Origin of the sequence: Pantoea dispersa (assembly GCF_014155765.1) — a bacterium.
Classification (GTDB): Bacteria; Pseudomonadota; Gammaproteobacteria; order Enterobacterales; family Enterobacteriaceae; genus Pantoea; species Pantoea dispersa.
Genome location: NZ_SCKT01000004.1, coordinates 321778 through 334481 on the forward strand (window position 1 = coordinate 321778; position 12704 = coordinate 334481).

11 protein-coding genes are annotated in these 12704 nt (G+C 57.8%); 4 read left to right on the top strand and 7 right to left on the bottom strand.

The genetic code is table 11. From position 1 onward, the window contains the following. Positions 1-25: 25 nt before the first annotated feature. Entirely contained in the window at positions 26-1306 is a 1281-nt protein-coding gene (hemL, locus tag H7K56_RS14710) for a glutamate-1-semialdehyde 2,1-aminomutase (protein WP_150360718.1), read from the bottom strand. Positions 1307-1527: 221 nt separating this feature from the next. On the opposite strand from hemL, the gene erpA reads away from it, so the two are divergent. Then, on the top strand, positions 1528-1875 hold the full coding sequence (gene erpA / locus H7K56_RS14715) for an iron-sulfur cluster insertion protein ErpA (protein WP_021507501.1): 348 nt from the start codon (positions 1528-1530) through the stop codon (positions 1873-1875). A 33-nt stretch (positions 1876-1908) separates the two neighbouring features. On the opposite strand, the gene H7K56_RS14720 is transcribed toward erpA, so the two are convergent. From H7K56_RS14720 to mtnN, 3 genes are all read right to left on the bottom strand, one after another. Further along, positions 1909-2160 carry a hypothetical protein gene (locus H7K56_RS14720; RefSeq protein WP_127833699.1) on the bottom strand — a complete coding sequence of 84 codons (252 nt, stop codon included), beginning with the start codon at positions 2158-2160 and terminating at the stop codon, positions 1909-1911. A 106-nt stretch (positions 2161-2266) separates the two neighbouring features. Beyond that, entirely contained in the window at positions 2267-3073 is an 807-nt protein-coding gene (btuF, locus tag H7K56_RS14725; protein ID WP_150360719.1) for a vitamin B12 ABC transporter substrate-binding protein BtuF, read from the bottom strand. Further along, entirely contained in the window at positions 3066-3764 is a 699-nt protein-coding gene (mtnN, locus tag H7K56_RS14730; RefSeq protein ID WP_136546859.1) for a 5'-methylthioadenosine/S-adenosylhomocysteine nucleosidase, read from the bottom strand. The genes btuF and mtnN overlap by 8 nt, the downstream gene beginning before the upstream one ends. Before the next feature lie 98 nt (positions 3765-3862). Here mtnN and dgt point away from each other — a divergent pair, with 98 nt between their 5' ends. The 3 genes from dgt (at position 3863) to H7K56_RS14745 (ending at position 8290) form a co-directional block, all read left to right on the top strand. Further along, entirely contained in the window at positions 3863-5356 is a 1494-nt protein-coding gene (gene dgt / locus H7K56_RS14735; protein WP_150360720.1) for a dGTPase, read from the top strand. 136 nt (positions 5357-5492) lie between these two features. Next, positions 5493-6932 (top strand): serine endoprotease DegP, encoded by a 1440-nt coding sequence (gene degP / locus H7K56_RS14740; protein ID WP_058759526.1) that lies wholly within the window; start codon positions 5493-5495, stop codon positions 6930-6932. A 200-nt stretch (positions 6933-7132) separates the two neighbouring features. Beyond that, positions 7133-8290 (top strand): CdaR family transcriptional regulator, encoded by a 1158-nt coding sequence (locus tag H7K56_RS14745; protein WP_021507495.1) that lies wholly within the window; start codon positions 7133-7135, stop codon positions 8288-8290. Between the two features lie 38 nt (positions 8291-8328). On the opposite strand, the gene H7K56_RS14750 is transcribed toward H7K56_RS14745, so the two are convergent. The 3 genes from H7K56_RS14750 to glnD form a co-directional block, all read right to left on the bottom strand. Continuing rightward, positions 8329-8721 (bottom strand): DUF3461 family protein, encoded by a 393-nt coding sequence (locus H7K56_RS14750; protein WP_010616197.1) that lies wholly within the window; start codon positions 8719-8721, stop codon positions 8329-8331. A gap of 294 nt (positions 8722-9015) precedes the next feature. Continuing rightward, on the bottom strand, positions 9016-9840 hold the full coding sequence (gene dapD / locus H7K56_RS14755) for a 2,3,4,5-tetrahydropyridine-2,6-dicarboxylate N-succinyltransferase (protein WP_021507493.1): 825 nt from the start codon (positions 9838-9840) through the stop codon (positions 9016-9018). Positions 9841-10012: 172 nt separating this feature from the next. Continuing rightward, entirely contained in the window at positions 10013-12667 is a 2655-nt protein-coding gene (gene glnD / locus H7K56_RS14760; RefSeq protein ID WP_021507492.1) for a bifunctional uridylyltransferase/uridylyl-removing protein GlnD, read from the bottom strand. Positions 12668-12704: the final 37 nt, after the last annotated feature.

The following is a 12704-nucleotide window of genomic DNA, read 5'->3' on the forward strand; positions in this document are numbered from 1 at the left end:
CGCTATGAATGGCGCCCCGGCAGGTTTACAGCCGCGCGAAGCAGCGGCGGGCGGCATCGACGGTGCGCTGAATATCTTCCTGGCTGTGCGCCAGTGACATAAAGCCGGCCTCATAGGCCGATGGCGCGAGGTAAACACCTTCCTGCAGCATCAGATGGAAGAAACGCTTAAAGCGCTCCACATCGCATTTTGTCACGTCGGCGTAGCAGGTCACGCTGTCGGCGTCGGTGAAGAAAATACCGAACATGCCACCGACGTGGTTCACTACCAGCGGGATATTCTCCGCCTCCGCCGCCGCCAGCAGGCCAGCACACAGCTGGTCGGTGAGTGCGGTTAAGGTCGCATGGGTGCCAGGCTGCGCAATCTGCGACAGGCAGGCAAAACCGGCAGCCATGGCAATCGGGTTGCCGGACAGGGTGCCCGCCTGATACACCGGGCCGGTGGGAGCCAGCGCGGCCATCACTTCGCGGCGGCCGCCAAAGGCACCAACCGGCATACCGCCGCCGATGATCTTGCCGAGGCAGGTCAGGTCTGGCGTAACGTCGTAATACGCCTGGGCACCGCCCAGCGCCACGCGGAAGCCGGTCATCACTTCATCGATAATCAGCAGCGCGCCAAACTCATCGCACAGCGCACGCAGGCCCGGCAGGAATTCCGGCTGCGGCGGAATGCAGTTCATGTTGCCCGCCACTGGTTCGACGATAATACAGGCGATCTCTTGCGGATACTGCTCAAACGCCGCGCGCACCGAGTCGAGATCGTTATAGGTGCAGGTCAGGGTGTGACGGGCGAAATCCGCCGGCACGCCCGGCGAGTTGGGTTGGCCGAGCGTCAGCGCACCGGAACCGGCTTTCACCAGCAGGCAGTCAGCGTGGCCGTGGTAGCAGCCCTCAAATTTGATGATTTTGTCACGCTGGGTGAAACCGCGCGCCAGGCGGATGGCGCTCATGGTGGCTTCGGTGCCGGAGTTAACCATCCGCACCATATCCATGCTCGGCACCAGCTCGCACACCAGCTCGGCCATCTTCACTTCCATCTCGGTCGGCGCGCCAAAACTCAGGCCGCGCGCGGCGGCTTCGATCACCGCATTGCGAATGGTGGCGTTATTGTGGCCCAGCACCATCGGCCCCCAGGAGCCGACGTAATCGATATAGGCTTTGCTATCGGCATCATACAGATAGGCACCGTCGGCGCGTTCGATGAACAGCGGCACGCCGCCCACGCCGGTAAAGGCACGCACCGGGGAGTTCACGCCGCCCGGGATCAGGCGTTGTGCTTCGGCATACAGGTTTTCTGACTTACTCATGGTTCGGCTCCTGCTGTTCTGGAAAAAATCTGGCGCCATTCTACGGAAGAGCGGCCGGTGAAGAAAGGCGCGCGGCCGCTTGCGCCTGCGACATTGCTATACTTTATGCCATAACTGGCGGCACACAGTGTCAAGGGCGCTACTTGATTGCACTGGACGGCTGGCAGATAATAGCGAAATTGAGGTCGTTTTCTGACCTGGACGTTTACCCGGAGTAAAAGATGAGTGACGACGTAGCCGCGCTGCCTCTGCAGTTCACCGATGCAGCAGCGAAAAAAGTAAAAAACCTGATTGCGGATGAAGAGAATCCGGCGCTGAAACTGCGCGTATATATTACCGGCGGGGGCTGCAGTGGCTTCCAGTATGGTTTTACTTTTGACGATCAAATGAATGACGGCGACATGACCATCGAGAAGCAGGGTGTGGCGCTGGTGGTTGATCCGATGAGCCTGCAGTATCTGGTGGGCGGATCGGTTGACTACACCGAAGGTCTGGAAGGTTCCCGCTTTATCGTGACTAACCCGAACGCCAAAACCACCTGCGGCTGCGGCTCCTCTTTCAGCATCTGATGCTGGGCTGGCTGCCGTTCTGGCAGCCAGAACTCACCACTCAATCGTCACCAGGCGTGCCGTTTCACGGCGTGATGCATCGCGGTTTATTACGCTTTGTGTCACGCGCGGCTGCGCGCTGAAATGCCGGCCGCAGTCAACAGATGGCAGCGTCTGCTCACTCGGGCGTGAGATATCGCAGCGGGAGAAAATCGTTAGCGAGACGGCGATAGAGCCCGTGGTGGTTGCCGCACCGATCGGTGCAGCCACGATCAGCCCTATGGCCAGCAGCAGCGCTCTGGTCATGGTGAAATCCTGGTGATGTCAAAAGTGCGCTATGCGCTAAAAGGGCACAGAGCATACGTGGCCGCTGTGCCTTGTTATTTGATTTTCGACATGAATCGTCGAATCTTTAGTCTGGTAATGCTTTATTTTTCGTCGGATGTAAAGCTTCGCACAATTGTTTTGCCGCCAGCAGCAGGCGCGGACCCGGCCGGCTCAGCCAGTCATCGTTAAGCGCAATCACCGGCACGTTAAGCTGCGGCTGCCAGAAGCGCGCGACGCTGGCGGCGCGGCTGGCATCACCGCCAGTGACAATCGCCTGCGGATGCCGCATCAGCACCTGCTCCCGGCTCACCTGAGGCCAGCTCACACTGCTGTCAGCAAAGATATTGCGACCGCCGCACAGGGTGATAACCTCATTCTGCAGCGTGCTGCGCGCGGCGGTAAACAGCGGCTGCTGGCCAAACTGCAGAAACAGCGGCACCGGCGTTTGCTGCTGATAGCGCTGACGCAGCGTCTGCAGCTGCTGGTGTAACGCCTGTGCGGCCGCGGTGGCCCGCTGGGGCTGTGGGCTCCAGCGCTGCAGCGCTGCCAGCGCGTCAATCATCTGATCGAGTGATTGCGGATCGATCCATTCCACATGGATGCCCAGACGCTGTAGCTGCTCCACCTGGCGTAGCGGATTGCCGCCGCGCCAGGCCAGCACCACATCCGGCCTGAGCTGCACAATGCGTTCAACGCGAATGCCCTGCCAGTTCGCCACCTGCTCCAGCTGGCGAGCAGCGGCGGGATAGTCTGACCAGGCGCTCACCGCCACTGGCGTGATGCCGGCGGCAAACGCCAGTTCGGTGAGATGCGGCGACAGGGTAATGACGCGCGGTGCGGCCAGCAGACTGTGGCACAGCAGCCACAGCCCGAGCAGCAGATATTTAGCCACGCGCCAGCTGAGCCAGCAGGTTTTCCACCATCAGTGACGACTGTTTAGCCGCCACGCTGAGGAACTCTTCGAAACTCAGATGCGACGCTTTATCGGCCACGTCAGAAATAGCGCGTACCACCACGAACGGCACCTTAAACTGATGGCAAACGTGACCAATCGCCGTGGCTTCCATCTCTACCGCAATCGCCTGCGGGAAGGTGCTGCGGATACGCTCCAGCGGCGCGGCGCCATTGATAAAGGCGTCACCGCTGACCACCAGACCGCGCACCGCGTTGAGATCCAGCTGTTTGATCACCTGCTCTGCGACGGCAATCAGCGCGCTGTCCGCGACAAACGCCGCCGGGCAGCCCGCCATCTGACCAGGCTCATAGCCAAAAGCGGTGACATCGGCATCGTGATAACGCACTTCATCGGACACCACGATATCGCCCACCTGTAGGGTTGGCGCCAGACCGCCTGCGGAACCGGTGTTGATCACCAGATCCGGTTTGCACAGCTCCAGCAGCAGCGTGGTACCCAGCGCCGCCGCGGTTTTGCCGATGCCCGATTTCAGCAGAGCCACCTCAACGCCGTTGAGCGTACCGGTGTAAATTTCGCAGCCGGCCAGCGTCAGCGTCTGACGGTTTTCAATTTTGTCACGCAGCAGTGTGACTTCCTGCTCCATCGCGCCAATAATGCCTGCTTTCATAAAGAATCTCGCTGTAGTTATGGATGTATAAGGCTAAAGTGAGGCATAGTCTAACATGGCTCAAAGGGGATCAATTCAGGAAAAAATAAGGGGTAACAATGGCGACGATCAATTTCAGGAAGAAGATCAGTTTCACCCGCCCTTATACAAGCCGCAAAGATCCCGAAGGCGAATACTTTATTACCCGCCACTTTGAAAGCGATCGTGGACGCATTATTAATTCTGCCGCGATTCGCCGTCTGCAACAAAAAACCCAGGTGTTTCCGCTGGAGCGGAATGCGGCCGTGCGCTCGCGCCTGACCCATTCGCTTGAGGTGCAGCAAACCGGGCGTTACATCACCAAAGAGATTCTGCATACGCTGAAAACCCAGGGCGGCGGGCTGGCGGCTTACGGCCTCGATGGCTTTGAGGGCGCGGTCGAGAGCCTGGTGGAGATGGCCTGCCTGCTGCACGACGTCGGCAACCCGCCGTTTGGCCATTTTGGTGAAGCGGCGATCAATGACTGGTTTGATGACAACCTGCCGGCCGAACTGGTGGATCCGCTGGTGGCGGGCGTGGCGGATGACGCGCAGCGTGCCGATTTCGACCGGTTAAATGCAATGATTCGTCAGGATTTGTGCCATTTCGAAGGGAATGCGCAGGCCATTCGGCTGGTGCATACCCTGCTGCAGCTAAATCTTAGCTATGCGCAGGTAGCGTGTATTTTAAAATACACCGCGCCGGCGTGGTGGCAGGGCGATAAGCCGGCGGAGTTCAGCGTGTTAATGAAAAAGCCGGGTTTCTATTTATCCGAACGTGAATATGTGGCCGATCTCCGCGCGGCAACGGATATACCTGAGCACCACCGTTATCCGCTGACCTGGATAATGGAAGCGGCTGACGATATCTCCTATTGTATTGCCGACCTTGATGACGCCGTAGAAAAAGACATCTTCACCGTCGATACGCTCTATCATTCTTTGCTCAACGCCTGGGGTCCGGTGAAATCCGGCGACGCGTTCAGCCGCACCATTAATGAAGCGTGGAAAGAGGCCAATCAGAAAAAGCGTCGCAGTATTAGCGATCAATTTTTCATGTCGCTGCGGGTCAACGTCCAGAGCGTGCTGGTCAGCCATGCGGTGCGCCGCTTTGTTGATAATTTACCTGCCATTTTTGCCGGCAGCTTTAACCATGCGCTGCTGGAAGATGACGGTGATGAAGGGCGCCTGTTAAAATTATTTAAAACCGTGGCGCGCCAGCAGGTGTTTAATCACCCTGAAGTTGAGCAGCTGGAATTACAGGGTTATCGGGTCATTAAAGGATTACTGGAAATTTATCAGTCGCTGATGCAGCTCGATTATGAACAGTTTACCACGTTAATGAATGAGGATTTTCTCGCGAAACATCCGATCGAAACCCGACTGTTTCATAAACTTTCCGGTAAACATCGTAAAGCTTATCAGCAACAGATGCGTAACCTGGTGGTGCAGCATAAATATCAGCGATTGTTATGGGAACGTTATTATCGCTCGCGGCTGATTCAGGACTATATCAGCGGGATGACGGACAATTACGCCTGGGATGAGTATCGTCGGTTGATGGCGGTGGAATAAGCGCAGTTTTGTAAAGACGAAGAATAAATTTTTACCTTTGCCCAATACTTTATCAGGAACTTCGCGCTAAAAACTTAATCTCATCATCACGACCACAGCAATGGTCTGCACGTTAATTTCAGAGAGACACAGACGAATGAAAAAAAGCACATTAATGTTAAGTGCGCTGGCGCTTAGTCTGGGCATGGCGTTAAGCCCTGTCAGTGTTTTCGCGGCGGAGACAGCGTCTTCCTCCAGTCAGCAACTGCCCAGCCTGGCACCCATGCTGGAAAAAGTGATGCCTTCCGTGGTCAGTATCAGCGTGGAAGGCAGCACCACGGTGAAAACCCCGCGCATGCCGCAGCAGTTCCAGCAATTCTTTGGCGATAATTCCCCGTTCTGTCAGGACGGATCGCCGTTCCAGGGTTCACCCATGTGCCAGGGCGGCGGCGGTGACGGTAGCGACGATGGCGCCAACGCGCAGAAGCAGCAGTTCCGCGCACTCGGTTCCGGCGTAATCATCAACGCCGACAAAGGCTATGTGGTTACCAACAACCACGTAGTAGATAACGCCACCAAAATTCAGGTACAGCTGAGCGATGGCCGTCGCTACGATGCTAAGGTCATCGGCAAAGATCCGCAGTCTGACATCGCGCTGATTCAGCTGCAGGATGCGAAAAACCTGACGGCAATTAAGATCGCAGACTCCGACAATCTGCGCGTCGGTGATTACACCGTGGCCATCGGTAACCCGTACGGCCTGGGCGAAACGGTCACGTCCGGCATCGTCTCAGCGCTGGGGCGCAGCGGCCTTAACGTCGAAAATTACGAAAACTTTATCCAGACCGATGCCGCCATCAACCGCGGCAACTCCGGCGGTGCGCTGGTTAACCTGAACGGCGAGCTGATCGGTATTAACACCGCGATCCTCGCACCGGACGGCGGCAACATCGGTATCGGCTTTGCCATCCCGAGTTCCATGGTGAAAAACCTGACCGCGCAGATGGTGGAGTATGGCCAGGTGAAACGCGGCGAGCTGGGCATTATGGGCACCGAGCTCAACTCCGAGCTGGCTAAAGCGATGAAAGTGGATGCGCAGCGTGGCGCCTTTGTCAGCCAGGTGCTGCCAAACTCCGCGGCGGCGAAAGCCGGTGTGAAAGCGGGCGATGTGGTGGTTTCCATGAACGGTAAAGCGCTGACCAGCTTTGCGGCGCTGCGTGCAGAAGTCGGCTCGCTGCCGGTCGGCACCAAACTGCAGCTGGGTCTGCTGCGCGATGGCAAACCGCTCAACGTGACGGTTGAGCTGCAGCAGAGCTCACAGGATAAAGTGCAGTCCGCGACGATTTACACCGGCATTGAAGGCGCCGATCTCAGCAACGTCGACAGCAACGGCCAGAAGGGCGTGCGCGTTGACAGCGTGAAAGCCGGCAGCGCTGCGGCACGTATCGGCCTGAAGAAAGGCGATGTGATCCTCGGTGTGAACCAGCAGGCGGTAAGCAACCTTGGCGAGCTGCGTAAAATCCTCGACACCAAACCGTCGGTGCTGGCGCTCAACGTCAAGCGCGGCGACAGCAGCCTCTATCTGCTGATGCAGTAATCCTTTTATTGGTCTCTCAGGCGAGCTTCGGCTCGCCTTTTTTATTGCCTGTATGCTGCTGCGCCCCAGTCATCTGTGCCTTCCCAGTGTGACCGCTGCCGCAATTCCGGTAATCGCCCTGCGGCTATGTGCAGTTGCACAATGCCAGGGGCAATCGGGATGCGTATTCTGTCGGTTCGTCCCGAATTCTGGAGTGTTTGATGGCCACCTATCATCTTGATGCGCGACTGGCTCAGGATATCGTTGCCCGCACCATGAAAATTATCGATAGCAATGTCAATGTGATGGATGCGCGCGGCCGCATTATTGGCAGTGGCGATCGCGAGCGTATTGGCGAATTGCACGAGGGCGCGCTGCTGGTGCTGTCACAGGGCAGGGTGGTTGATATTGACGAAGCGGTGGCTAAACACCTGCACGGCGTGCGGCCGGGCATCAATTTACCGCTGCGCATTGACGGCGACATCGTCGGCGTGATTGGCCTCACCGGCCAGCCCAGCACGTTACGCCATTACGGCGAGCTGGTGTGCATGACGGCAGAGATGATGCTGGAACAGGCGCGCCTGCTGCATATGCTGGCGCAGGACAGCCGCCTGCGTGAGGAGCTGGTGCTGAACCTGATCCGCAGCGATACGCTGTCGCCAGCGCTGAACGAATGGGCGCAGCGACTGGGCATCGATCTCAATCAGCCGCGCGTGGTGGCGGTGGTGGAAGTGGACAGCGGACAGCTGGGGGTCGATAGCGCGATGTCGGAGCTGCAGCAATTACAGACGCTGCTGACCACGCCCGATCGCGACAACCTGATCGCCATTGTTTCGCTCACCGAAATGGTGGTGCTGAAGCCAGCGCTGAATGCCCATGGCCGTTACGATCAGGACGATCATCGCCGCCGCGTCGATCAACTGCTGCAGCGCATGAAAGAGAGCGGTCAGGTGCGGATGCGCATCGCGCTCGGCAATTTCTTTACCGGGCCCGGCAGCATTGCGCGCTCTTACCGCACCGCCCGCACTACCATGATGGTGGGCAAACAGCGCATGCCGCAGCAGCGGAGCTTCTTCTATCAGGATCTGGTGCTGCCTGTACTCCTGGATAGCCTGCGCGGCGGCTGGCAGGCCAGCGAGCTGGCACGTCCGCTGGCAAAGCTGAAGAGTATGGACAATAACGGTTTGCTGCGGCGCACGCTGGTTGCGTGGTTCAGTCATAACGTGCAGCCGAGCGCCACAGCGCGCGCGCTGTTTATTCATCGCAATACGCTGGAGTACCGCCTGAACCGCATCTCGGAACTGACCGGCCTTAATCTGGCGAACTTTGACGATCGGCTGCTGCTGTATGTGGCGCTGCAGCTTGATGAGCAGGCATAAAAAAGGCCAGCAGCAGCTGGCCTGAGAAGCTGCGGGAATTAGCGACCGTTGCGGGTCAGCTGATCGAGATCGGATTCGATTTCGGCGATTTTGTTCGACACCACGTTCTCCAGATGGCGCAGATCGGCGAGGATTTTGCGCTTCAGATCCACTTCTACCTGATCGCGCTGGCAGATCTGATCCAGCTCGTCGATCACGTAACGCAGGTTAGGGCTGATTTCCTGAATCTCTTTATAACCCTGGGTGGTGTGATCGGCCACCACGGTTTTGCGCTGACGCGGGTATTTAAACTTCACGCTTTTGGCGAAGAACTCGCCCTTGTCTTTACGGAAGTAGATTTTCAGGATGTCGTTGTTGGCTTCCTGACGCAGGCTGTAGCGGTCAATGTCTTCAGGATTGCTGATACCTAAGCTTTTCAGGTTGTCGTACATAGCGTTTATATTCCATCTGAGAGTGAGTGAGCGCGCAGGATTATCATCATCATTCGGCTGCGTAATAAGCGCAACGAACCGAACGCTTACGGCATACTTAATCAACTGTAGACACAAAAACCGGGATGAACAGTGCGCGACCGGAGTTAACTGGCGCGGATTATGACCTGTTTGAAAAACAAACGCACCTGTTAATTCGCGGCGCGAAACAGGTAATAGCGGTAGAAGTGTAAAGAAAAAATGACGGGCCTGAATACAGGCCCGTGGCTATAAAAATAAGCGGGAAGAAAAAACTTAATCGATGGTACGCAGCAGTTCGTTGATGCCGGTTTTTGCCAGCGTTTTCGCGTCAACTTTCTTCACGATCACCGCACAGTACAGGCTGTAGCTGCCATCTTTAGACGGCAGGTTACCGGAAACCACCACCGAACCTGCCGGTACGCGACCGTAGTGCACTTCACCGGTTTCGCGGTCATAAATTTTGGTGCTCTGGCCGATGTAAACGCCCATGGAGATCACCGAGCCTTCTTCGACGATCACGCCTTCAACGATCTCAGAACGGGCACCGATAAAGCAGTTATCTTCGATGATGGTTGGATTGGCCTGCAGCGGTTCCAGTACGCCGCCGATGCCGACGCCGCCGGACAGATGCACGTTTTTACCAATCTGCGCACAGGAGCCGACGGTGGCCCAGGTATCAACCATGGTGCCTTCATCGACATACGCACCGATGTTGACATAGGACGGCATCAGCACGGTGTTGCGCGCGATGAATGCACCCTGACGCACTGCGGCCGGTGGCACGACGCGGAAGCCGGCGCTTTTAAAGCGCGCTTCATCCCAGCCGGCAAATTTCATCGGCACTTTGTCGTAGAAGCGGGTTTCTGCCCCGTCGATCACCTGGTTGTCGTTGATACGGAACGACAGCAGTACCGCTTTTTTCAGCCACTGATGCGTTACCCATTCGCCGTTGATCTTTTCTGACACGCGCAGTTCACCGCTGTCCAGCAGGCCAATCACCTGGTTGATCGCTTCACGGGTGGCGCTGTCTACGCTGGTCGGCGTAATGTCGGCGCGGCGTTCAAAGGCAGATTCGATAACGCTCTGTAACTGTTGCATATTTAATTCCTGAGTCTGTCATTGCGGATGCACGCCAACTGGCGTGCAGAGTAAAATTATCGGGCAAACATCCTTCATGCTGCAGAACGGTGGCGCGCCTATCGGAGCGAGATCCACGGATGGGCCGTGTCACCAGGCCAATGCATCGGCAACGTGAAGAATGGAAGCCGGGTCACATTTTATCGTTTGGATTAAGTACCTCTGTCAACCGTTGTTGCAGCACGGAACGCATTTCGGCATCCAGCGCACGTCGTTCGCTGTTGGCAAGGATGAACAAATCCTCCACCCGTTCGCCGATGGTACTGATGCGGGCGCCGTGCAGCGAAACACCGAGGTCAGCAAACACTTCGCCGACGCGCGCCAGCAAACCTGGCTGGTCCAGCGCCACCAGCTCCAGATAGCTGCGGCGGTCGGTATGGGTGGGCAAAAAGTTGACTTCGGTATCGACGCTGAAGTGTTTCAGACGTGACGACGGCCGGCGCGTACGCGGTGGCACCCACTGCGTTTGCGTGATCGCCTGCTCCAGCGCCTGAATAATCAGCGGATGGCGATCCGCTGCCAGCGGACTGCCGTCCGGCTCCAGCACAATAAAGGTGTCCATGGCCATGCCGTCGCGGCTGGTAAAGATCTGCGCATCGTGCACGCTCAGATTACGGCGATCGAGTTCTCCGGCTACGGCGGCAAACAGGTAAGGGCGATCCGGGCTCCAGATGAAGATCTCGGTGCCGCCGCGCGTGGCCTGCGGGCTCACCAGCACCAGCGGTTTGCTGAGGTCATGATTGATCAGATGCCGCGCGTGCCACGCCAGCTGGTTGGGCGTATGGCGCAGGAAGTAGTCGGCGCGGCAGCGGCTCCAGATATGGTGCAGGCGCTCTTCGTTGAGATTTTCCATGCGCAGTAGCGCCAGCGCCTGCAGCCGGTGATGACGCACGCGCTCGCGCAGATCCGGGCTGTTCTCCATACCGCGGCGCAGCTGTTTTTCGGTGGCGAAGAACAGCTCACGTAGCAGGCTCTGTTTCCAGCTGTTCCACAGGCTTTCATTGGTGGCACAGATGTCGGCAACCGTCAGGCAGGCCAGATAGCGCAGCCGGTTTTCATTTTGCATCACTTCAGCAAACTGCTGAATCACCGTGGGGTCCTGAATGTCGCGACGCTGAGCAGTCACCGACATCAGCAGGTGATGACGCACCAGCCACGCCACCAGCTGCATTTCGCGCGAATTGAGGCCGTGCAGCTCAGCAAAGTCCAGCGCGTCCTGCGCGCCAAGAATCGAGTGGTCGCCGCCGCGCCCTTTGGCGATATCGTGCAGCAGCGCGGCCATCAGCAGCAGCTCCGGCTGTGGCAGGCGCGGCCACAGCTCGACGCACAGCGGGTGCATCGGGCGCGTGGCTTCGTCGGCAAAACTTTCCAGCTTCTGCAACACGCGGATGGTGTGCTCATCCACGGTGTAGGCGTGGAACAGGTCGAACTGCATCTGGCCGACAATGTTGCCCCACAGCGGCGTATAGGCCCACAGTACGCTGTGGCGATGCATCGGCAGCAGCGCGCGCTTTACCGCGCCAGGGTGGCGCAGAATCGCCATAAAGGTGCGGCGCGCTTCGGGGATCTGACATAACGGCTGTTGCAGATGACGGCGGGCGTAGCGCAGCTGGCGCAGCGTGGTGGAATAGATGCCGGTGATGGTTTCGTTACGCACCATCACGTAAAACATGCGCAGAATCGCCTGCGGCTCGCGCTCAAACAGCGTGGGATCGCGCAGGTCAATCAGATTACCGCGCAGCTGAAAATCCTCATCGATGCTGCGCGGCTTCTCGGTGGTCGACAGCGCCAGAATGGCTTCGTCAAACAGCTGCAGCAGCATCTGGTTCAGCTCGCCGATACGGCGCGTGACGCGATAGAAATCTTTCATCATGCGCTCAACCGGCTCATTGCCTTCGCCGCCATAGTTGAGGCGCTGTGCCACGTTGAGCTGACGATCGAACAGTAAGCGGTTATCGTAGCGCGGCAGCGTCAGGTGCAGCGCGAAACGGATGCGCCAGAGAAATTCCTGGCACTCATTAATCTCATTGCGTTCGGCTTCAGTGAGAAAGCCAAAGCCGACCATCTCATCCATGGTGGTGGCGCCAAAGTGGCGGCGCGCGACCCACTGCAGAGTATGAATGTCGCGCAGCCCGCCCGGGCTGCTTTTGATATCCGGTTCGAGGTTGTAGCTGGTGCCATGATAGCGCTGGTGGCGTTCCAGCTGCTCCTCAATTTTGGCAGCGAAGAAGCGTGACGATGGCCAAAAACCGTCGCTGAAGATATTCTTTTGCAGTTCGAGAAACAGCGCCACGTCGCCGGTCAGCATGCGCGACTCAATCAGGTTGGTGGCGACGGTGAGATCCGACAAGCCCTCCAGCAGACACTCTTCCAGCGTGCGTACGCTGTGGCCGACCTCCAGTTTGAGATCCCACATCAGCGTCAGCAGTTCTGAGGTGCGCTGCGCGGCAGCTTCGTCCAGTGGCTGACGGCTCAGGATCAGCACGTCGATGTCCGACAGCGGATGCAGCTCACCGCGGCCATAGCCGCCCACCGCCACCAGCGCGATCTCTTTCATCTGGTCAAAGCCAAACAGTCGCCATAGCCGGCGCAGCAGGCGATCGATAAACAGCGTGCGCGCATCAATCAGCGATTCGATATCGCTGCCAGCGTCAAAAGCGCTGCCCAGATGCTGCTGGAACTGTTCAAGATACTGTTTGAGTTTGTCGCGCGTCAGCGCGTCGTCTGGCCAGCTGGCGGGGGAATCGGTCAGGCCTTTGTGTACTGCTTCGGTCACGCTACCACTCATCAACATGCCTCTTCTGCACCATAAAAAGCGGGCTTAA

Excerpts from the sequence above, each read along its gene's own strand:
- degP (WP_058759526.1), top strand. The coding sequence starts at position 5,493 with ATGAAAAAAAGCACATTAATGTTAAGTGCGCTGGCGCTTAGTCTGGGC.
- erpA (WP_021507501.1), top strand. The coding sequence starts at position 1,528 with ATGAGTGACGACGTAGCCGCGCTGCCTCTGCAGTTCACCGATGCAGCA.
- dapD (WP_021507493.1), bottom strand. The coding sequence starts at position 9,840 with ATGCAACAGTTACAGAGCGTTATCGAATCTGCCTTTGAACGCCGCGCC.
- H7K56_RS14750 (WP_010616197.1), bottom strand. The coding sequence starts at position 8,721 with ATGTACGACAACCTGAAAAGCTTAGGTATCAGCAATCCTGAAGACATT.
- H7K56_RS14745 (WP_021507495.1), top strand. The coding sequence starts at position 7,133 with ATGGCCACCTATCATCTTGATGCGCGACTGGCTCAGGATATCGTTGCC.
- mtnN (WP_136546859.1), bottom strand. The coding sequence starts at position 3,764 with ATGAAAGCAGGCATTATTGGCGCGATGGAGCAGGAAGTCACACTGCTG.
- hemL (WP_150360718.1), bottom strand. The coding sequence starts at position 1,306 with ATGAGTAAGTCAGAAAACCTGTATGCCGAAGCACAACGCCTGATCCCG.
- H7K56_RS14720 (WP_127833699.1), bottom strand. The coding sequence starts at position 2,160 with ATGACCAGAGCGCTGCTGCTGGCCATAGGGCTGATCGTGGCTGCACCG.
- glnD (WP_021507492.1), bottom strand. The coding sequence starts at position 12,667 with ATGAGTGGTAGCGTGACCGAAGCAGTACACAAAGGCCTGACCGATTCC.
- dgt (WP_150360720.1), top strand. The coding sequence starts at position 3,863 with ATGGCGACGATCAATTTCAGGAAGAAGATCAGTTTCACCCGCCCTTAT.